Genomic DNA, 18,601 nt, shown 5'->3' on the forward strand with positions numbered 1-18,601 from the left:
GTCGCGAGTCGCCTGCGCTACAGGTAGTGGCGCAGGTGGCGCAGGGCACGTGCGCTTTCCACACCGATCAGCCGCACCACCTCGGACTCGGACCGGCCATCGCGCAGCCACTGCACGATGGCCGTGTTGCGCAGCACCTGGGGGCCGACGCGGTGCAGCGGCGCCTTCTGGCTGGACGCGTGCTGCGCCGCATGGGCGCGCTGCAGCAGCTGCGAGGCCACATGGAACAGCACGCGCACCGACAGCGGCTGGCCTTCACGCGAATAGAAGACCGGCGCATCGGGCCGGATGGCTTCGGGGCCACGTTGTCCGGCGCTGAAGCCGTGCCAGTCGCGCAGCGCCAGGGCGACCGCCTCCGGCAACTCCAGCACACGTTGCTGCGCGGCGCGTGCGCCATCGATATGCAGCGTGGTCGGCAGGCCCGTTGGTGGTGCGGTTCCCTGGACGTCGCGCCAGTGCAGTCCGCGGACTTCCTCGGGTGCCAGGGCCAGTGCGTACAACAACAGCAAGATGGCACGGTCGCGCGCGGATTGGAAGCCGTCGGCCACCGGAAAATGGCGGGGCAGGGCCTGCCACAGCGGTGCGGGCAGGCAATGGCCCTGGCCGTCCTCGGCGGGAGGGCGCTCCGGTGCGGACAGCCCGGCAGCAGGGTTGGCCATGACCCAGCCATGCTCCAGGGCGTGGTCGTAGATGCGTTCCAGCAGCCGCCAATAGCGTCGGCGCGTGACTTCGCTGATGCGGCGCCCGGGCAGGTGGTGCGAGACCTGCCCTTGGCGCGGGCGCAGGAAGTTCTGTACGTCCACGGCCGTGGCCTGCTGCCAGGCATGGACTGGTGCCCCGGTGCCGCAGGGGGCCGGGCCCGCCGTGGCGGGGTGTTCGCCCGGGGCGCGGGCGCCTGAATCCTGCAGGCTGCGCAGCCAGGCTCGCCAGACGGTCTCGTAGCCGCTGTCAGGGGCCGTGTCCAGGGCATTCCAGCCTTTGGAGCCTTCACAGGCCAGCCATTGGCGAAAGAGTGCCGGCCCGTCAGGAGCCAGGAGCGTTGCAGCGGGCGAGGGAGCAGTGGAGGCTGGCATGCGGGTGGGTACAGGCAAGGGGTGTCGCTGGTGATGTGTGGGTCTTGAATGTAACTTACATGAGTTGTAAAAACAAACCTTACAACGGAAGGTCGATATTTGTGGCGACAAGTCGCCAGAAACAGGGCATCACGAACTGGCCACGCCCGACGGTTGTGGCGGCGCATAATCTGCGCGCGCCGCAGACCTGTACAGGTGGCGCCTCTCTCTCCTGTCCCGGCTCCGCTTCCGTGAACTCTCCTGTCTTCGCCTCCCTCATCCCGGTGATCCTGTGCATCGGTGCCGGATTTCTCGCGGCCCGCCTGGGCTGGGTCCGGTCGGCTGCCATCAAGGACCTGTCCAACCTGGTCTTCCTCGTTCTCACACCGGCCCTGCTGTTCCGCACCATGGGCGCCGTGCGTGTACAGGAGCTGAACTTCCAGCCGGTGGCCCTGTACTTTCTGGCGACCGGGCTGATCTTCGTGGTGTCCATGGGGCTGGCCGGCTTCTCCACGCGTTCGGCCGCGCGAGGGCTGGCCAACATGTTCAGCAACACGGTCATGATCGGTGTACCGCTGGTCGGGCTGGTCCATGGCGAGGCAGGGCTGGTCACGCTGTTCACCCTGGTCTCCCTGCATGCGCTGATCCTGCTGACGGCAGCCACCGTGGTGTTCGAGCTGGCGGAGGCACGCGAGAACCAGCGTGCGGGCCGCAGCGCGCCGCGCCCCCTGTGGCGCACGGTGCTGCAGGCCGTGCGCAACGGCATCGTGCATCCGGTGCCGTTGCCCATCCTGGCCGGCCTGCTGTTCGCGCAGACGGGCCTGGTCCTGCCGGGGGTGGTGGATCGCTCGCTGCAGGTGCTGGGCCAGGCGCTGGGGCCCATGGCCCTGCTGCTGGTGGGCGTCACGCTGGCCTACACCAAGGTCGGGCGCAACCTGCGCGAGGCCGTAGGCATCGCGCTCGTCAAGAATCTCGTGCACCCGCTGCTGCTGCTGGCACTGGCATGGGCTTTCGGCCTGAACGGCCTGCCCGTGGCGGTGATGTTCACGGCGGCAGCGCTGCCCGTGGGCGCCAACGTATTCCTTTTCACGCAGCGCTATGGCGTGATGCAGGAGGAGGTGTCGGCCAGCATCGCGGTGTCCACGGCGCTGGCCCTGGTCACCGTGCCGCTGATGCTGGTGCTGGCCCAGCGCCTGCTGGGCTGACCGGCCTCAGCGCATCAGTGCCTCACGGCGCCAGACGCTGGCGCAGCCAGGCGCCGCCTTCGAACTGGTAGCACAGGCGGTCGTGCAGGCGGCTCTTGCGGCCCTGCCAGAACTCCCAGCGGTCGGGCACGAGCCTGAATCCGCCCCAGTGCGGCGGGCGCGGCGGGTTGAGCAGGAACTGTGCGCCGTACTTGGCCGCATTGGCCACCAGCACGCTGCGGCCGCTGATGACCTGGCTTTGCGGGCTGGCCCAGGCGCCGATGCGCGAGTCCAGCGGACGGCTGTTGAAGTAGGCGTCGCTTTCCTCGTCGCTGACCTTTTCCACGCGGCCCTCGATGCGCACCACGCGCTCCAGCTCCACCCAGTGGAACTGCAGCGCCGCGAACGGGTTGCCGGCCAGCTGCTGGCCCTTTCGGCTGTCGTAGTTGGTGTACCAGACCAGGCCGCGCTCGTCATAGCCCTTGATGAGCACGATGCGGGTGCTGGGGCGCAGGTCCCCGCCCACCGTGGCCAGCGTCATGGCATTGGGTTCGGGTACCTGGGCGCGCAGGGCTTCCTGCAGCCATTGGTCAAACTGCTGCAGCGGATCGGCCTGGGAGGCCGATTCGCTCAGTTCCGCGCGCTCGTAGCTTTTGCGCAGGTCGGCGATCGAGGTGGATAAGCTGCTCATGGCCTGCATTGTGCCTCCGCCAGGGGCCCGCCGGCCGCGCTACATTTGCGCATGCGCACAGTCCTTGACGATCTCTCTTGCGTGCTGATCCTGGCCTCGGGCCGTGGCGAGCGGTTTCGCGCCTCGGGCGGCACCATGCACAAGCTGGCCGCGCCCCTGGGCGCCAGCACGGTGCTGGAGCACACCCTGGCCGCCGTGCGCGCCAGCGGTCTGCCATGGCATCTGGAGGATGCGGGCCATCCCGGCATGGGGGACTCGCTGGCCGCCGCCGTGCGCGCCACGGCAGGCGCCTCCGGCTGGCTGGTGTTGCCGGGCGATCTGCCGCTGGTGCAGCCGCAGACGCTGCGCAAGGTAGCCGATGCCTTGCGCAACGGCGCGCAGGCGGCGCAGCCCGTGCATGCCGGCGAGCGCGGGCATCCCGTGGGCTTTGGCGCGGCTTGCGGCCCGGCGCTCATGGCCTTGAGCGGACAGCAAGGCGGCTCGCCCGTGCTCAAGGCCCTGCGCGAGGCGGGGGCAGTGGTCTTGGTGCAGGTCGACGATGCCGGCGTGCTCGCCGACATCGATACGCTTCAGGATCTGGCCCGCGCCGAAGCGCTGCTGCGGGCGCGCGGCAGCGCCGCCTGAACTCAGTCCTCGCCGCCCGATCCGGAGGATCCACCTTCCTGGCAATGGCCGCGCAGCTTGTGCAGCGCGCGGTACATCACCTCGCGCTCCTCGGGCGTCAGCACGCGCAGTGCCGCGGCCTGACGTCGCCGGGCCTGCGGCATCACCTGGTCATGCAGGCGCTGGCCTTCGGGGGTGATGGCGCACAGGATCTTCTTGCGCGGCGTATGGCCCTCGGCCCGCAGCGCCACCAGGCCACGTTCTTCCAGCAGCCGCAGCGTGCGGCTGACCAGGGCCTTGTCCGATGTGGACTGCACCACCAGCGCGCTGAAGGGCAGTTCGCCCGCATGGGCGATCAGGGCCAGCAGCCGCCACTCCGAGACCGTCAGCTCGGCCGCGTCGGCATAGGGCACGGTGATGGTGCGGCGCAGCGCATTGCCGACCTGGCTCATCAGGGTGGTCAGGAAGAGATCGACCGTCAGCGTGCTGCCGCTCTCGTCGAGGTCGGTCCAGGGGCCATTACCCGAGGTCGGGGAGGAGGAGGGGGTCGCAGAGGTCATGTGGGCAAGGATTGTTTCACAGGCTGCCTGGTGGTTTCGTTGCAGATCAGATTTTGAGAATCTGACAAGAGTCAATTGGTGGTTTCAGTAAGTTGATGCATCAACTGCTCGATTCACAATGGCTATCGGATTCTTTTGAGAATCAATGTTTCATTAGTGATTCATGTCAATGGGGCGTACCGCCAGCCCCGCACACTGCCCCAGGAGCCCCGTGATGAACCCCAATCGTCGGCAAGGCCTGAGCATGGCCGCCGCAGCCGCCCTTGCCGCCTGTTGTGGCGGCGCACTCGCCCAGGACTATCCTTCCCGCCCCGTCACCCTGGTGGTCGCCTATCCGCCGGGGGGCGACACCGACGCCATGGCGCGCCTGCTGGCCGAAAAGCTCTCCATGCGGCTGAAGCAGCCCGTGGTGGTCGACAACCGGCCAGGCGCCGGTGGCACGGTGGGCAACAACCTGGTCGCCCGTGCCGTGCCCGACGGCTACACGCTGCTGTTCACGCCCAATCCTTTCACCATCGCGCCGATGGTGATGCAACTGCCCGCGGCGGCCACCTACGATCCCCTGAAGGGTTTCACGCCCGTGATCCTGACGGCCAGCCAGGCCGTGCTGCTGGTGGCCCATCCGTCCACGGGCTTCAAGAGCGTGGCCGACATGGTGGCTGCGGCCCGGGCCGGAAAGAACCTGAGCTATGCCAGTCCTGGCGCCGGCTCGCCCATGCACATCGGCGCCGAGTGGCTGAACCGCGCCGCCGGGGTGAAGATCCAGCATGTGCCTTATCGCGGCGTGGCGCCGGCCGTGAACGACGTGGCGGCCGGCCATGTGGGCCTGGCCTATGTGACGCTGGGGCCGGTGGCCCAGTACCTCCAGGCGGGCAAGCTGCGCGCCCTGGCCGTGACCGACCCGAAGCGCTCGCCGCTGCTGCCGGAGGTTCCAGCCCTGGCTGAACTGGGCTACAAGGACATCGCCGCAGGCGCCTGGAATGGCGTCTTCGCGCCCAGGGGCACACCGGCTGCCGTGGTACAGGCGCTGAACACCCATCTCAACGAGATCCTGAAGATGCCCGAGGTCGTGTCCAGGATGGCCACCTTCGGCGCCGTGCCCGTCGGCGGGGCGTCGCAGGTGCTGGCCGAGGTCAATGCGGCCGACCATGAACGCCTGGGCCGCGTGATCCGCGAACTCGGCATCACGGCGCAATGACATGGGGACGTCGAACGCCATGAACTCCCTGCATTCCACCCTGGGCCGCGAGACGGCCCAGGTCACGTCCCTGTCCAAGGTGCTGGGCCGTGCCCGGTACGCAGGCGATCTCAAGCTGCCCGGCATGCTGCATGCCAAGGTACTGCGCAGCCCCTATCCGCATGCGCGTATCGTGCGCATCGACACAAGGGCCGCGCTGGCCTTGCCGGGCGTGAAGGCCGTGCTGACCGGAGCCGACGCGCCCCGTACCCCCTGGGGCGTGAGCCACAAGGAGCGGCGCATCCTGGCCGATGGCCTAGTGCGCTTCGCGGGCGAGGAGGTCGCTGCCGTGGCCGCCGCCACCGAGGAGATCGCGCGGGACGCGCTGGACCTGATCGAGGTCGAGTACGAGGAACTGCCGGCCATTCTCTCGCCCGAGGAGGCCCTCGACGAAGAGGCTCCCGGCGTGCATCCGGGCCGGGGCAATGTCGCGCACGAGATCCGCTTCGAGCGCGGCGATCCCGATGCCGGCTTCGCGGCCAGCGCCCTCGTGCACGAAGCCACCTACACCACCCACGCCCAGTACCCGGGGTACCTGGAGCCCATGGCCACGCTGGCGTCCATCGACGCCGAGGGCCGGCTGCTGGTGCAGACCTCCACGCAGTCGGTGTTCCTGGCGCGGGCCCGGCTGGCGGCCGCGCTGGAGCGGCCCGTCTCCAGCATCCGCGTGGTGCAGGCCACCACGGGCGGCGGTTTCGGCGGCAAGATCATCGAGGACGACAACCAGTTGCTCGCCGGCCTGCTGGCCCTGCGCACGGGCCGGCCGGTGCGCCTGGTGAACACGCGGCTGGAGGACTTCCTGGCCTGCTGCTCCAGCGTGCCCGAGCGCATCACGCTCAAGCTGGGCATGGCCGCCGATGGCCGCATCCTGGCCAAGCAGGTGCGCATCCTTGCCGAGTGCGGCGCCTATGCGGGCCTGTCGGCCGAGGTCATGCACGTCAGCGCCATGCGCAGCGACAACATGCACCGTCTGGCCAACGTGCGCTCGCACGCCACCCTGGTCTACAGCCACACCCCGCCGCACGGGGCGTTCCGGGGCTTCGGCGGCACGCAGATGCTGTTCGCACTCAACAGCCACATCGATGCCATGGCCGGGCAACTGGGCCTGGACCCGGCCGAGGTGCACAGGCGCAATGCGGTCGAGGCCGGGGACGTGACCGTGCACGGCTGGAAGATCGGCAGCGCCGGCCTCAAGGAATGCATAGACCAGGCCACCGAGGCCATCGGCTGGAGCGCCCGGCGAGCCCGGCCCCGTGATGCTTGCGGCGTCCGGCGCCGGGGCCTGGGCATGGCCGCTGCCATGCATGTCAGCGGCAACCGCACCATGGGTAACTGGGATGGCTCCACCGTGGGCCTGCGCATCCACGAGGATGGCCAGGTGCTGGTGCTCAGCGGCGAGTGCGACATGGGGCAGGGCGCCATGACCATGCTCGGCCAGATCGTGGCCCATGAGTTGACGCTGCCCCTGTCCCGCGTGCGCGTGGCGCCGCCCGACACCGACAGCGTTCCCTTTGCCATCGGCTCGCTGGCTTCGCGCGTGACCATGGCGGCGGGCAATGCCGCCATCGGCGCCGCGCGGGCCGCGCGCGACAAGCTGCTGGCCCTGGGCGCCCAGTTGCTGGAGGCCGGATTGGACGATCTGGAACTGGCCGATGGCCAGGTGCGCGTTCGCGGCACGGACCGCGCCCTGGGCATGGCCGAACTGGCGCGCCAGCACATCTGGCGACATGGCGGCGAAGGCATACAGGTCAGCCATACCTGGGATGCCCAGACCCGAATGCACGACGACCAGCTGTACGGCAACATCGCCCCGGCATACTCCTTCGCGGCCCAGGCCGTGGAGGTCGAGGTCGATACCGAGACCGGCCAGGTGACGGTGCTCGACAGCTATGTGGCCGACGACTGCGGCAAGGCTCTCAACCCCGTCGCCATCCATGGCCAGACGAACGGAGCCACGGTGCAGGCCATGGGCTGGGCGCTGTACGAGCAACTGCACCTGGAAGGCGGGCGCCTGGCCAACGGCAATTTCGCCGACTACACCATGCCCACGGCCGATGCCGTGCCGCTGCTGCGCGGCGGCTTCGTCGAATCCAACGACCCCAACGGTCCCTATGGCGCCAAGGGGGCCAGCGAGACGGCCATCCTGCCCGGGGCACCGGCCATTGCCAACGCCGTCCACGACGCCATCGGCGTGCGCATCCGCGACCTGCCGATCACGCCTGAAAAAATCCTGGCCGCGCTGCGCGCACGGGCCGAGGAGCAAGACCATGCATGACTTCGATTTCCTGGAACCAGCCACGGTGGCCGAGGCCAGCCGGCTGCTGGCCGAACTGGGCGAGGACTGCCGCGTGATCGCCGGTGGCACCGCGCTGATGCTGGGCATGCGCCAGCGCATGCTGGCGCCCACCCATCTGGTGTCGCTGGCCGGCATAGGGGCCCTGCACGGGCTGGACTTCGATCCGCAGCGCGGCCTGCGCATAGGCGCCCTGGTGCGGCATGCCGAACTGGCGGCATCGCCGCTGGTGCAGCAGCGCTATCCGGTGCTGGCCGGCATGGCGCAGCGCATGGCCAACCCCCAGGTACGCAACCAGGGCACGGTGGGCGGCAACCTCTGCTACGCCGATCCGTCCACCGACCCTCCCGGCTGCCTGATGGCGCTGGACGCCCAGGTCGTGCTGGCCAGTGCGCGGGGCGAGCGCGTTCTGGGCATCGAGGACTTTCTTGTCGACTACTACACCACCGCACTGGACAGCGACGAGATCGTCAGCGAGGTCCGCGTGCCGCCCATGGCGCAGGGGCGCAGCGGGGTCCATACGCGCTTTCTGCGTACGGCCGCCGAACACCGACCATTGGTCAGCGTGGCCCTGGTTGCGGACACCGCCGATGGCGTCTGCCGCGATGCGCGCCTGGTGGTGGGCGCTTCCACGCCCATTCCCGCACGGCAGCGGCGCGCCGAGGCCTTTCTCGAAGGGCGTGACGTCACCTGGGCCGTGGCGGTCGAGGCGGCCCGCATCGTTGCGGCCGACATCACGCCGGTGTCCGACACGCGCGGCTCGGCGGATTTCCGCCGCGCGATGGTGCGTGTGAATGTACGCCGCACCGTGGCCGGGCTGTTCGGCCTGGACATGGCCATGGAGCCGGGAGAAATGCAATGAGCCAGCACCGCATCGAATGCAACGTCAATGGCGAGCCCTGCAGCCTGGAGGTGCCCGCGCGCCGGCTGCTGTCCGACCTACTGCGTGACGACCTGCACCTGACCGGCACCAAGCGCGGCTGCGAGACGGGCGTCTGCGGCGCCTGCTCGGTGTTGCTGGACGGCGAGGTGGTCAAGTCCTGCCTGATGCTGGCCGTACAGGTGCACGGCAAGGTGCTGACCACCATCGAGGGGCTGGCCGATGGGGAGCGACTGCACCCGCTCCAGCAAAGCTTCATGCAATGCGGCGGCCTGCAGTGCGGCTATTGCACGCCGGGTTTCATCATGGCGGCCTGCGACCTGCTGGCCCGCAAGCCCGGGCCCGGCGCCGACGAAGTGCGCCATGGCCTCAACGGAAACCTGTGCCGCTGCACGGGGTACACCCAGATCGTGGAATCGGTCCTCGTGGCCGCGGAGAACATGCATGGAAATTGAAAAGACACTCACCGTTTCGGCTCCGCGCGAGCAAGTCTGGGCCCTGCTGCTGGATCCACAGGTGATGGGTGGCGCCGTTCCGGGCATGCAGTCCATCGAAGTGATCAGCCCCACGGAATACGTGGCCGTGATGCACCAGAAGATCTCGTTCATCAGCGCCAGATTCAAGCTGCGCACGCGCATCGTCGAGCAGCGTGCACCCGAGTACCTGCGCGTGGAGGGCACGGGTGAGGACACTTCGGTGGCCAGTTCCCTCAAGCAGCGCAGCGAGGTATTTCTGGAGGCCACGCCCGAGGGCGGCACCGCATTGCGCATCAAGGTCGATGTGGACCTGCTGGGCCGCCTGGGCGCCTTCGGCCTGAGCGTGATGAAGACCAAGGCCGACCGGATATGGGAGGAATTCGGCGCCAACCTGGCGGCGCGCATCGAACACGGCGGGTCGGTGCCTGCCGGTGCCTTGTCTGCGGACGCGGACGCGGATGCCATACCACCCGCCATGCCCGCGCCCTCGGCCGAGCCTGCACCAGAGTCCGTCTCGGTACCATGGCCCGCCAGCGAATCAGCCCCACCAGCCGCTGGCCGCCTGCCCGGCAGCGGCTGGTGGGGACGGATCTTCACCGTCAACCGGGGGACAGGCATTGCCACGGACGTCATCCACGTGGAACTGCGCCGTGGCGACACCACGGTCAATGTCCGGTGGCCCGCGGCTCAGGCCGAGCACTGCGCGGCCTGGCTGCGAGATTGCATGCGTTGACGGGGAGATCAGCCGCGCGTGATCACGGCGCAAGCCAGGCGCGCGCCCGAATTGCCGGTGGGCTGCGTGGTGTAGTCGTCCGGATCCTTGTGAACGATCAGGCCACGGCCCACCACGCTGGCAGGGCCCTGGTCCAGGGTGAGGCCACGCGAGACGAAGTCGATGGTTGCCACGCCCCGGGCGTCGGCGCGCAGGCTGGGCAGGTCTCCCGTGTGATGGGGCGTGGCGCCGAAGCGGCCATGGGCCTGGCCCGTCGGGTTGAAGTGACCTCCGGCGCTCAGGCCGTCGGGGCTGGAGCAGTCCCCTTTTTCATGGACATGGAAACCGTGCTCGCTGTTCGGGGCCAGGCCCTGCACCGAGCCTTGCACGCGCACGCTGCCATCGGCCTGGGGGGTGAACTGCAGGCTGCCACTGACCTGGCTGCCTTGCGTGGGCTGCAACTGGGCCATTGCCGCTGCGGGGGCAGGTGCCGCCGCACCCGGTGCGGCTGCGGATGTCCTGGGCGAGTTGCCGCAGGCGCCAAGGGCCAGCACCATGCCGGTGGCCATCAGCAGCTTCATGGCTGCACAAGAATGGGAGGGCGCACTGGCGGCCTGGTGGCTGGATGGATATGCATTCAAAGGCATGGTGGCTATCTCCTGTTGGGAATCCGTGCTGAAAAATCGGGAAATGCGCTAGACGCGCGGCTCCATCTTGCCCTGTGCCACGGGCCTGGCCTGTCGGAGAGAGCAGCTTTGCACCGCCCAATCCAGGCGGCGCGGCGTCAGCAGCCAGCCAGGCCCCCGGATCCGGACGGGCCTGCATAGCTGAGCAGACGCTGCAGGGCACGATCACGGATTCCCAGGCGCTGCAGCTCGTCGAAGGTCGCACGCGCATAGTCATGCGTGCTGCCGTAGATGCCCCTGGCCTCGCTGAAGATGCGGCGGTAGTCCTCCGGGGCCAGCTCGCCCGTGTGGTTGGGACTGTGGCGCGACAGCGTGAATGCCAGCGCCTGCACCGTGCCCTGGCCGGTGCGGCAGGGCAGCCAGCGCGGGTCATAGACGGCATTGGCCATCTCTCTCTGCCACAGAGTTTCCAGGACGGCGTGGCCCTGCTGGCGCGGAATGCGGAACACCATGCCCTGGCAACTGCCGCCGGACAGCATGCCGAACACCAGTCCCGGGTTCTGGGGCGTGCCGCGATTGATGGTGCTCCACATCTTCAGTGCCCGGTGCCAGCCGAAGACGCGGGCCGTGCGGCGTTCGCAGAAATCGAAATCCGGGCGCCAGATCAGTGAGCCATAGCCGAAGACCCAGAGATCGTCGGCACCACCCCAGTGATGCAGCGCTTCGGCCAGCATGGGCTGGGGTTCTCGGCGGGCAAATGCGAACTCGGGCAGTGCGGACATGGACGGCAAGGCGTGAAAGAACAATGACGTTTTAACGCCTGGATGCCCGAATGGTGTACACGGCTCGGCACCGCCGGCTGTCGGCCGCATCTTTTGTCTCGGGATCGCCACAGTCCGGCCAGGCTTCCGGTCTTGGCCAGACCAGGAATCGGACGTCCATGGGCCGGCCTCTACAATCCATCGGTTTTTCGCAGTCTTTCGGCTTTTCTTTCAACAGTTCATTCACGGAGAGTGCTTCATGTCTTTCAACAATTCCGACGACGACAGCCAACAGCGTTTTGCCCTGGGTTTCTTGTTTGCCCTGATTGCGCTCGTCGTCTCCACGGTGGTCGGTGTCGTGGTCTACCAGCGTGGCATCGCGCACGGCCCGGCGAAGGCCGCTGCCGGTACCGCGCCTGCGGCGGTGGCCGCGACACCCGTGGTGATCGAGGAAGACGTGGCCCGCGTGGTTGTCGAAAATGGCGTGGTGAAGTTCTACTTTGCTTCCGCCAAGGCCGAGCTGGCGGTCGGTGCCAATGAAGCGCTGGCCGATGTGGTGGCCGGTGTGCAGGGCGGCAAGCGTGCCGTGGTCTCCGGCTTCCACGACGCCACGGGCAATGCCGAACTGAATGCGGAGCTCGCCAAGAAACGCGCCCTGGCTGTCCAGGCCGCGCTGTCGGCCCTGGGCGTGGCCGAGGACAAGGTCGAACTCAGGAAGCCCGAGCAATTGCAGGCCGATGGCAGCAACGCCGAGGCCCGCCGCGTGGAAGTGATCCTGGTGGATTGAGCCATGCGGCTGCGGCGCTGCGGGTTGGAGAATCCGCAGCGCCGCAGCCTCTGCGCCAGACCAGTGATCGCAATCCCTCATGATGCGTCTGCACGCACCACCAGCACTGGAACCCTGGATTTTCTGAGAATCTTCTCGGCGCTGCTTCCCAGCATTGCATACTCGATCCCGCGCCTGCCATGCGATCCTATGACAATGAGGTCGGCGGGCCAGCTGGCGGCCTGCGACACCACCACGTCATGTACCGGGGATTTCAATCGGTCATCGAGGATGGCATCCACGGCCACCCCGGCCTGCGACACCGCCGCCGTTGCATCGGCGAGGATCCTGGTGCCTTCGGCATGCAGATCCTCCAGCCAGCTGCCGGGCTGTCCGGCATAGGCATCCATGACAAAGGAAAAGGACACGTCGTCAATGACGTGGAGCAGGCGTATGCGCCCGTTGACCGCCCTCGCCAGCTCTATGGCTTGCGTCAGTCCAGCGCTGGAGGCGGCGCTTCCGTCGATCGGCACAAGCAAGTTCTGGTACATGGCGGGGCCTTTGCGCGATGGTGGTTCTGCCGCGTGGAAGAACTATAGACACCTCCCGTAGCCGCATCAAGCTTGCAAGGCGCCACGATCCACCGGTTGTACTGGAATCAGGAGGGGGAGGGCAGCGTGGTGACGTTGATTTCCCCGGGACGATTGCAGCCCCGCAGCCCCCGAACGCAATGAAGCCCCGCCGGCAGCCGTGAGGGTGCCTGGGGGAGCTTGTCATTCATGCGTTGCGCAAGGGGTCCGGTTCCACGCCACCGGCCGTGGACGGGCCGTCGTGTCTGTAAGCCCTCGAGTTTTCTTGTATCAATTCGATCTTGTAGCCATCGGGGTCCGTGACGAAGGCAATCACGGTGGTTCCACCCTTGACCGGACCGGCTTCGCGCGTGACGTTGCCGCCAGCAGCCTTGATCTTCTCGCAGGCAGCGTAGGCATCAGGAACGCCCAGCGCGATGTGGCCGTATGCAGTGCCCATGTCGTAGGCCTCGGTACCCCAGTTGTAGGTCAGCTCGATCTCGGCCTGTCCCGGATTGCCGCCTTCAAAGCCCAGGAAGGCGAGGGAGTACTTGTACTCGGGGTTCTCGGAGGTGCGCAGCAACTGCATGTCCAGGACCTGCGTGTAGAAATCGATGGAGCGCTGGAGGTTGCCCACGCGCAGCATGGTGTGGAGGATTCTCATGCACGGATTGTGCCGGGATTCAGCGAACTCTTCAGCGCGACCGAGGGAAGCCCGGGAACCATGCCGAAGTGCGGGAGCTTCCATGTCGATCCCATGCCAGATCGGGCGCTGGGTCGAATTCCCGGTGCCAGCCTAAGACCAGTTGCCGAACTTTGCACCATCCCTCAGTAAAAATAGGACTAGTCCTATTTTTTGGGCCAAAAAATCAGACAAAACCAGGGCGTCTGTCCTAGGAAACCTACCTAGAATAGGACGAGTCTTCGAAATGCTCCGAAATGCTCATTCCTGGATCATGAAAAACTTTGTCTTACGCATATTGATTGCCGACGACCATCCGGCAGTTCTTGCAGGCATTGAAAGCATCCTGGAGAACAAGGATGAAATACAGATAGTCGGCAGGGCGAAAAACTCAACGGAGATCATCAGCTTTCTCAGGCAGAACGAATGCGACGTGCTGGTGACGGATTACTCCATGCCCGGTGGTGCATATGGTGACGGACTGGTCATGCTCAATGTCATCAGAAAAAGGTTTCCAGAAGTCAAGATCGTCATGCTGACAATGATCGAAAACGTTGGAATCATCAAGTCACTGGCGAATCAGGGTGTCTACAGGATAGTCCACAAGACAGATTCGCTGGGCAGCCTGCTGCCGGCCATCTATGCCGCATATACGGATGGACAGTTCGTTTCTCCGGGTGCCAGCAAGATCCTGGGAGGTGGGGAGGATCGGCTAATGAAGATAGATGTGCCGGTGCAGCTTTCAAAACGTGAGGAGGAGATTCTGCTGCTACTCATTTCCGGCTTGACAGTCTCCGAAATTGCCAGACGGCTTTATCGCAGTGTCAAGACCATCAGCACGCACAAGATCGCCATCATGAACAAGCTGGGTGTTCAGAAGGATATAGGTCTCATTCGTTACGGCATCGAGATGGGCTGGGTGGATGTCAGAAAGTAGGCCTCCATGATTGAAAAGAAGGTATTTGATTCGCGGGGAGTCCTGCCACCTGAAAATCTGCTGTAGTCCACACAGATGGAAGCGCGCATATCTGAGGAAGGGGAAAAAAGGGATCTCTACCTTCTCAATCGCTACAACAAGACGCTGCTCCTTGGCGGAGGGCTGGTTTTTACGCTTCTTGTGATCGTGGTGGCCTTGGTGGCTCTGCTGGCAGAGTTCAATGAATTCATGGAGGAAAGAAGGGCCAGCTTCCAGGACAGGAGAACGCGCATCCTCGTTGAAATAGAAACCAAGCAGGTCATCGTGATGCGTGGAATCGTCGCTTCAGAGTTGATTTGGGGGCATGCTCATGAATCGCGCTCGGGCATCTGGAGACAGCCGGAAGCGGGAGGCGTGATCCCGGTCACTTTGCTGGAGGGATTCGAGAGCCGCCAGTTGAATGATGAGTACGGGGTCATTCTGGAGGAGTTGGCCTATCTTGCGAATTCCAGCTTCTTGCAGCATGGGAAGGCAATATCCGCCTATGTTTTCAGTCCTGATGGAAAATTCATCGGTGCCCTGATCGATCATGTTCCTGATGATGTGGAGAGAGATGCCATCTTGCAGAGATTGAAGTCGAACATCTCCAGGATCTATGAAAACGATGGGCGTGCTGGAAGAACGGGGGCTCCACGCCAGCCTATATGGCTTGCGCCGGAAAGGAGTGTTCTTACAGGAGACCTGTCATTTCAGATCATGGCTACGGCATTTCAGAATGAAAAGCCTTTTCTGACAGTAGTCAGTGATATGCCCACAGATTACGTCGCGAGCTTGATGGAGCAGAATGATGTGCGCGGATCATTCTTCATCATGGACTCTGCAGGGGGCATTGCATTGGGGGGAGGGGCCGAGGTTCGTGCGACAGCCGACCGGGCGGTCATGCAAGGCTGGAAGAGGCAGGAAGGATTGCTTGCAAAGTATATATTGAGCAGGTATGGAAGTGTATACGAAAATGGATTATTTTACTATAGATCCGATATATCAAACACAAACATGTCGCTGTTTCATGTTTTCTCCTGGAAGGATGCGGTATATCTGAAGGGTAGGTCTGTCGTATATTTGTTTCTTGCTGCTGCTTTCATTCTTTTCTTCTGGGGGTTTCTTTTCTATTTCTATGAGCGTATATTTGTTCCAATATACAGAAAGGCAAGGCATGTATTTGATTCAGAGCAATTGAGCAGGACCATCATGGCGATGGCTCCCTATGGTCTCGGGGTGTTGGATATCAAGAGGCAGAAGATGCTGCTGGAGAACGGCATGATGCAGCTTTGCAAGGACAGCATGGTTCTGCATGGCAAAGGACAAAAGGAATCCTTGATGGGATATTTTTGTCGTATCAACGCAGAAAGAAATTCCCCCAGAAGAGAGGATGGGCATGCGCAGGTCAACAGCGAGATCGTCATCGAGCGCGATGGGGATTTGGCGGAGTTGTCAACCGTCATGGTGAAGACAAGATATCGTGGCCGAAATGTGTTGCTTTGCGGATTCGCGGACATCACGGCGCACAAGCAGCTTCACAGAAACCTTGAGCGGGCCAGAAAGACCGCCGAAGACGCAAGCAAGGAAAAGTCGAATTTCCTGGCTGTCATGAGTCATGAAATACGGACCCCGCTCAATGCCATTCTCGGTAATCTGGAGATACTGAGCAGAGGCCATTTGTCTGATCCTCAGAAAGCCAGGTTGGATGTCATATCTTCATCATCCCAGTCTCTCTTGCAACTGCTCAATGATGTGCTTGATTTCTCAAAGATAGAATCGGGGCAGATGAGCGTGGAGCTGGCGGGATTTGATCTCAGGGCAGCGATTCAACATGTGGCAAGCATCTACGAGCCGCTGGTGCTGGACGCCGGCATGGAATTCTTCGTGGTGGCGGATGAATCGCTGCGGGGTGGCTATCTGGGTGATGTGGAGCGCGTCAAGCAGATCATGAACAACCTTCTGAGCAACGCCGTGAAGTTCACCAGGCAGGGCCGGATTGGGATCCATGCATCGGAGTCTTCAGGCCAGGTACGGATCGTTGTGTCGGATACGGGCATAGGAATTCCATCCTCACAGCATCCATTCATTTTCGATGCATTCAGGCAGGCAGGGGCGGGCATCTCTGCGCAATTCGGAGGAACAGGGTTGGGGCTGACGCTGTGCCAGCGCATGGCGCGTCTGATGGGAGGAGAGATCCGGTTTTCCAGCCGACCGGGACTTGGCAGTCAATTCGAATTGTCATTTCCTGCCCATCATGCAGAACCTGCCCTGCTTCCCCAGGACCGTGGCCCGGAGGATGATGTCGCTGTCATGGAAGGCAACAGCCCTTGCGCGCGGATTCTCGTGGTGGACGACCATCCGGTCAATCGCATGCTGCTGGTGGATCAACTGAGGATTGTGGGATGCGCGGCCGATGCAGCACCTGGCGGAGAAATCGCCTTGCGCATGATGGCGGAACAGACATACGACCTTGTCATCACGGATCTCCAGATGCCGGGCATGAGCGGATATCTGCTGGCACGGCACATAAGGCAGAAGTATCCGCATATTCCGGTTGGTGCGATCACGGCACATGCGGGAAAGGATGAAAAAGCCAGATGCTTGCAGTTCGGAATCTCAGATATTATTTTCAAACCAGCCTCTTTGGGAAACATAAAAATTTTCGTCGCCAGGAATATCGTAAAGAAGTGGAACGTTTCCTCTGCTTCCGAGGATAATCTCAGTGCCGGAGTTTCTGCTTATCTCGACATGCTCATATCGACGACAGAGGATTCCCTGGCGTTGCTGAAGAACTGCATGGAGCTTAAAGACACTGGTGGCATGCGTCAGGAGATCCATGCGATGAAGGGAGCATTTGCAGTGGCTGGCATGTCCGTGCAGCTGGCCTACCTGGAGAAAATCTCATCGCTGATTGAATCAGGGGAGTGGCGGTGCATCGATGCCGTGGTGGCAGATTTGCGCGATAGCCTTGGAAAGTTGTAAGGGTCTTGGACATCAAATTCTCTGCCATGAACCACGAGGAAGAATCAGAAATATCCGTACTGTTGGCGGATGACCACCCGGGTATCATCTCCGGTATCCGTCATGAATTGGCGTCAGAGCAGGATATCCTGCTCAATGCAAGCGTTTCCAACTCCAGCGATCTGATCAGGAGGCTGGAGGAAGAAGATTTCGATGTGCTGGTCTCTGATTACTCCATGCCCAAAGGTGGATACGGAGATGGCTTGCAGTTGTTCAGCTATATATCGAGAAAATTTCCCCAGGTGGGGCTGGTTGTTCTGACGATGCTGGACAATCCGGCAATTTTGCAGGCCCTGACCCAGGTCTCGGGGATCAGCATCGTCAGCAAGGCGGACCCTGTTCTTCATCTTGTGCCGGCCATTCATGCGGCGTATGCGGGAGGAATTTACTACTCTCCAAGCATATCGGAGTGCCTTGGCCGGGTGGGGGCGAATGGAATCCCCATAGAGGGAAAATCTCCTGTCATTCTCAGTCCCAAGGAGGCCGAGGTGGTGAGACTCTATGCCGCAGGGCTTCGCGTCGATGAGATTGCAGCGAGATTGAATAGAAGCAAAAAGACCATCAGCACCCAGAAAGTCAAAGCCATGCACAAGCTTGGTATCAAGAAAGACATAGACCTCATGAAATATGCGCTGGAGTGTGGTTGGGTGACTTCGTCAAGGGGTGTATGAATGCTTTCGTGCTTCAGCTTTGGCCCATTGCCAGCATGATTTTTTTCAGATTCGACAATTCCGATTGCAAATATGCAATGTCCATTGCATGAGCGCCAAATCCATTGCGGGTGATGCCCTCCTCCAGGGCCAAACAGTAAAAAGACATCTCTCTGAGATGGAAGAATCTCAACGATCCGGAAAGATTGTGCAGCTCGCGCTGGATATCCTCGCGGTCCCTGGATGTGGTGAGGATCAGCAAGGATGATGATAATGATGCTAGGAAAGCGGTCCTGATCGTGGCTGAGGTTTCCTGCAAGTGCTGCAAGTGAATATCTGACAGACTGATTCCAAGGGGGAGACGAGATGGCCGGGGCGGAGAAGCGGAGTAGGGTGAATGGATTGCCCATTGAAGAGCCTGGACTAATCCTGGCAATGATTTCGAAGATACGGTGATGAGTCGCTGATTGATTCTCTCGGGTTCCAGGCCATGGTTTTTTTCGCACTCTATGATGCAGTCCAAGGCAGACGCGACACGATTCTCGCTCCTTGGATTCCATGAATCCCTGGGTCCTGCGAAAATGGCAAACCGAAAATTCTTGACATGTCCGCTCCTGATCTCGCTGGGGCTTGAATAGGAGTGCAAATCCAGGCCCCAGCCCTGGAGAAATGGCGAAAGCAATGCATGCAGCTGATTGGACGATGAGATGAAGAGAATCTTCGTTCCCGAAAAAATCTGCGCAGGGGCGGAAAGGGGCTCTACTCCTTGAGAGCCAACGGTTGGTGGATTTATCACTGTCTTCATGGCGATCGATGGTCTCGCAGCATTATGGAGCGTCAGGCACCTGGGCTGATTTTGCCGGCCGTCTGTGAGCACGGAGTG

Annotated in this window: 19 protein-coding genes; 11 read left to right on the forward strand and 8 right to left on the reverse strand. The window is 63.1% G+C overall.

Going from position 1 to position 18,601, the window contains the following annotated elements:
- Positions 1-17 precede the first annotated feature (17 nt).
- The gene (locus L1Z78_RS13690) at positions 18-1,073 is read right to left on the reverse strand and encodes a tyrosine-type recombinase/integrase (protein WP_234642019.1); all 1,056 of its coding nucleotides are present in this window, start codon (positions 1,071-1,073) and stop codon (positions 18-20) included.
- Between the two features lie 230 nt (positions 1,074-1,303).
- Here L1Z78_RS13690 and L1Z78_RS13695 point away from each other — a divergent pair, with 230 nt between their 5' ends.
- Complete coding sequence (locus tag L1Z78_RS13695) at positions 1,304-2,257, forward strand: AEC family transporter (RefSeq protein WP_234642020.1); 954 nt, start codon at positions 1,304-1,306, stop codon at positions 2,255-2,257.
- Positions 2,258-2,279: 22 nt separating this feature from the next.
- Here the strand turns inward: L1Z78_RS13695 and pdxH are convergent, their stop codons facing one another.
- A complete protein-coding gene (gene pdxH, locus L1Z78_RS13700; RefSeq protein ID WP_234642021.1) occupies positions 2,280-2,927 on the reverse strand; it encodes a pyridoxamine 5'-phosphate oxidase in 648 nt (215 codons plus the stop codon).
- Positions 2,928-2,978: 51 nt separating this feature from the next.
- Here pdxH and L1Z78_RS13705 point away from each other — a divergent pair, with 51 nt between their 5' ends.
- Positions 2,979-3,551 carry a nucleotidyltransferase family protein gene (locus tag L1Z78_RS13705; RefSeq protein WP_234642022.1) on the forward strand — a complete coding sequence of 191 codons (573 nt, stop codon included), beginning with the start codon at positions 2,979-2,981 and terminating at the stop codon, positions 3,549-3,551.
- 2 nt (positions 3,552-3,553) lie between these two features.
- Here the strand turns inward: L1Z78_RS13705 and L1Z78_RS13710 are convergent, their stop codons facing one another.
- Positions 3,554-4,090 (reverse strand): MarR family winged helix-turn-helix transcriptional regulator, encoded by a 537-nt coding sequence (locus L1Z78_RS13710; RefSeq protein ID WP_234642023.1) that lies wholly within the window; start codon positions 4,088-4,090, stop codon positions 3,554-3,556.
- A gap of 214 nt (positions 4,091-4,304) precedes the next feature.
- On the opposite strand from L1Z78_RS13710, the gene L1Z78_RS13715 reads away from it, so the two are divergent.
- The 5 genes from L1Z78_RS13715 to L1Z78_RS13735 are packed head-to-tail and all read left to right on the forward strand — an operon-like array spanning position 4,305 to position 9,709.
- Positions 4,305-5,288 (forward strand): Bug family tripartite tricarboxylate transporter substrate binding protein, encoded by a 984-nt coding sequence (locus L1Z78_RS13715; RefSeq protein WP_234642024.1) that lies wholly within the window; start codon positions 4,305-4,307, stop codon positions 5,286-5,288.
- A gap of 19 nt (positions 5,289-5,307) precedes the next feature.
- On the forward strand, positions 5,308-7,602 hold the full coding sequence (locus tag L1Z78_RS13720; RefSeq protein WP_234642025.1) for a xanthine dehydrogenase family protein molybdopterin-binding subunit: 2,295 nt from the start codon (positions 5,308-5,310) through the stop codon (positions 7,600-7,602).
- Complete coding sequence (locus L1Z78_RS13725; RefSeq protein WP_234642026.1) at positions 7,595-8,482, forward strand: FAD binding domain-containing protein; 888 nt, start codon at positions 7,595-7,597, stop codon at positions 8,480-8,482. Before L1Z78_RS13720 ends, L1Z78_RS13725 begins: the two co-directional genes overlap by 8 nt.
- The gene (locus L1Z78_RS13730) at positions 8,479-8,955 is read left to right on the forward strand and encodes a (2Fe-2S)-binding protein (protein WP_234642027.1); all 477 of its coding nucleotides are present in this window, start codon (positions 8,479-8,481) and stop codon (positions 8,953-8,955) included. The genes L1Z78_RS13725 and L1Z78_RS13730 overlap by 4 nt, the downstream gene beginning before the upstream one ends.
- Positions 8,945-9,709, forward strand: a complete 765-nt coding sequence (locus tag L1Z78_RS13735; protein WP_234642028.1) for a CoxG family protein — start codon at positions 8,945-8,947, stop codon at positions 9,707-9,709. The genes L1Z78_RS13730 and L1Z78_RS13735 overlap by 11 nt, the downstream gene beginning before the upstream one ends.
- Before the next feature lie 8 nt (positions 9,710-9,717).
- Here L1Z78_RS13735 and L1Z78_RS13740 read toward each other — a convergent pair whose 3' ends face one another.
- Together L1Z78_RS13740 and L1Z78_RS13745 are read right to left on the reverse strand one after the other, a co-directional pair.
- On the reverse strand, positions 9,718-10,335 hold the full coding sequence (locus L1Z78_RS13740) for a superoxide dismutase family protein (protein ID WP_234642029.1): 618 nt from the start codon (positions 10,333-10,335) through the stop codon (positions 9,718-9,720).
- Between the two features lie 137 nt (positions 10,336-10,472).
- Complete coding sequence (locus L1Z78_RS13745; RefSeq protein ID WP_234642030.1) at positions 10,473-11,096, reverse strand: gamma-glutamylcyclotransferase; 624 nt, start codon at positions 11,094-11,096, stop codon at positions 10,473-10,475.
- Between the two features lie 238 nt (positions 11,097-11,334).
- Here L1Z78_RS13745 and L1Z78_RS13750 point away from each other — a divergent pair, with 238 nt between their 5' ends.
- Positions 11,335-11,862, forward strand: coding sequence for an OmpA family protein (locus L1Z78_RS13750; protein ID WP_234642031.1), 528 nt, complete (start codon positions 11,335-11,337; stop codon positions 11,860-11,862).
- A gap of 77 nt (positions 11,863-11,939) precedes the next feature.
- On the opposite strand, the gene L1Z78_RS13755 is transcribed toward L1Z78_RS13750, so the two are convergent.
- Positions 11,940-12,392 (reverse strand): universal stress protein, encoded by a 453-nt coding sequence (locus tag L1Z78_RS13755; RefSeq protein WP_234642032.1) that lies wholly within the window; start codon positions 12,390-12,392, stop codon positions 11,940-11,942.
- A gap of 226 nt (positions 12,393-12,618) precedes the next feature.
- A complete protein-coding gene (gloA, locus tag L1Z78_RS13760; protein WP_234642033.1) occupies positions 12,619-13,074 on the reverse strand; it encodes a lactoylglutathione lyase in 456 nt (151 codons plus the stop codon).
- 292 nt (positions 13,075-13,366) lie between these two features.
- On the opposite strand from gloA, the gene L1Z78_RS13765 reads away from it, so the two are divergent.
- The 3 genes from L1Z78_RS13765 (at position 13,367) to L1Z78_RS13775 (ending at position 17,739) form a co-directional block, all read left to right on the forward strand.
- Positions 13,367-14,029: a response regulator transcription factor gene (locus tag L1Z78_RS13765; protein WP_234642034.1), complete on the forward strand. Its 663-nt coding sequence runs from the start codon at positions 13,367-13,369 to the stop codon at positions 14,027-14,029.
- A 75-nt stretch (positions 14,030-14,104) separates the two neighbouring features.
- A complete protein-coding gene (locus L1Z78_RS13770) occupies positions 14,105-17,029 on the forward strand; it encodes an ATP-binding protein (protein ID WP_234642035.1) in 2,925 nt (974 codons plus the stop codon).
- A gap of 26 nt (positions 17,030-17,055) precedes the next feature.
- The gene (locus tag L1Z78_RS13775) at positions 17,056-17,739 is read left to right on the forward strand and encodes a response regulator (protein WP_234642036.1); all 684 of its coding nucleotides are present in this window, start codon (positions 17,056-17,058) and stop codon (positions 17,737-17,739) included.
- A gap of 13 nt (positions 17,740-17,752) precedes the next feature.
- Here the strand turns inward: L1Z78_RS13775 and L1Z78_RS27955 are convergent, their stop codons facing one another.
- Positions 17,753-18,523 carry an Hpt domain-containing protein gene (locus tag L1Z78_RS27955; RefSeq protein ID WP_267967009.1) on the reverse strand — a complete coding sequence of 257 codons (771 nt, stop codon included), beginning with the start codon at positions 18,521-18,523 and terminating at the stop codon, positions 17,753-17,755.
- Positions 18,524-18,601 lie beyond the last annotated feature (78 nt).

Source organism: Delftia tsuruhatensis, assembly GCF_903815225.1.
In the GTDB taxonomy this organism is placed as follows: Bacteria; Pseudomonadota; Gammaproteobacteria; order Burkholderiales; family Burkholderiaceae_C; genus Comamonas; species Comamonas tsuruhatensis_A.

What these genes read in the sequence shown, in the direction of transcription:
- L1Z78_RS13690 (WP_234642019.1), bottom strand. Translation starts at nt 1,073, where the DNA reads ATGCCAGCCTCCACTGCTCCCTCGCCCGCTGCAACGCTCCTGGCTCCT.
- pdxH (WP_234642021.1), bottom strand. Translation starts at nt 2,927, where the DNA reads ATGAGCAGCTTATCCACCTCGATCGCCGACCTGCGCAAAAGCTACGAG.
- L1Z78_RS13705 (WP_234642022.1), top strand. Translation starts at nt 2,979, where the DNA reads ATGCGCACAGTCCTTGACGATCTCTCTTGCGTGCTGATCCTGGCCTCG.
- L1Z78_RS13710 (WP_234642023.1), bottom strand. Translation starts at nt 4,090, where the DNA reads ATGACCTCTGCGACCCCCTCCTCCTCCCCGACCTCGGGTAATGGCCCC.
- L1Z78_RS13715 (WP_234642024.1), top strand. Translation starts at nt 4,305, where the DNA reads ATGAACCCCAATCGTCGGCAAGGCCTGAGCATGGCCGCCGCAGCCGCC.
- L1Z78_RS13720 (WP_234642025.1), top strand. Translation starts at nt 5,308, where the DNA reads ATGAACTCCCTGCATTCCACCCTGGGCCGCGAGACGGCCCAGGTCACG.
- L1Z78_RS13725 (WP_234642026.1), top strand. Translation starts at nt 7,595, where the DNA reads ATGCATGACTTCGATTTCCTGGAACCAGCCACGGTGGCCGAGGCCAGC.
- L1Z78_RS13730 (WP_234642027.1), top strand. Translation starts at nt 8,479, where the DNA reads ATGAGCCAGCACCGCATCGAATGCAACGTCAATGGCGAGCCCTGCAGC.
- L1Z78_RS13735 (WP_234642028.1), top strand. Translation starts at nt 8,945, where the DNA reads ATGGAAATTGAAAAGACACTCACCGTTTCGGCTCCGCGCGAGCAAGTC.
- L1Z78_RS13740 (WP_234642029.1), bottom strand. Translation starts at nt 10,335, where the DNA reads ATGCCTTTGAATGCATATCCATCCAGCCACCAGGCCGCCAGTGCGCCC.
- L1Z78_RS13745 (WP_234642030.1), bottom strand. Translation starts at nt 11,096, where the DNA reads ATGTCCGCACTGCCCGAGTTCGCATTTGCCCGCCGAGAACCCCAGCCC.
- L1Z78_RS13750 (WP_234642031.1), top strand. Translation starts at nt 11,335, where the DNA reads ATGTCTTTCAACAATTCCGACGACGACAGCCAACAGCGTTTTGCCCTG.
- L1Z78_RS13755 (WP_234642032.1), bottom strand. Translation starts at nt 12,392, where the DNA reads ATGTACCAGAACTTGCTTGTGCCGATCGACGGAAGCGCCGCCTCCAGC.
- gloA (WP_234642033.1), bottom strand. Translation starts at nt 13,074, where the DNA reads ATGAGAATCCTCCACACCATGCTGCGCGTGGGCAACCTCCAGCGCTCC.
- L1Z78_RS13765 (WP_234642034.1), top strand. Translation starts at nt 13,367, where the DNA reads ATGAAAAACTTTGTCTTACGCATATTGATTGCCGACGACCATCCGGCA.
- L1Z78_RS13770 (WP_234642035.1), top strand. Translation starts at nt 14,105, where the DNA reads ATGGAAGCGCGCATATCTGAGGAAGGGGAAAAAAGGGATCTCTACCTT.
- L1Z78_RS13775 (WP_234642036.1), top strand. Translation starts at nt 17,056, where the DNA reads ATGAACCACGAGGAAGAATCAGAAATATCCGTACTGTTGGCGGATGAC.
- L1Z78_RS27955 (WP_267967009.1), bottom strand. Translation starts at nt 18,523, where the DNA reads ATGAAGACAGTGATAAATCCACCAACCGTTGGCTCTCAAGGAGTAGAG.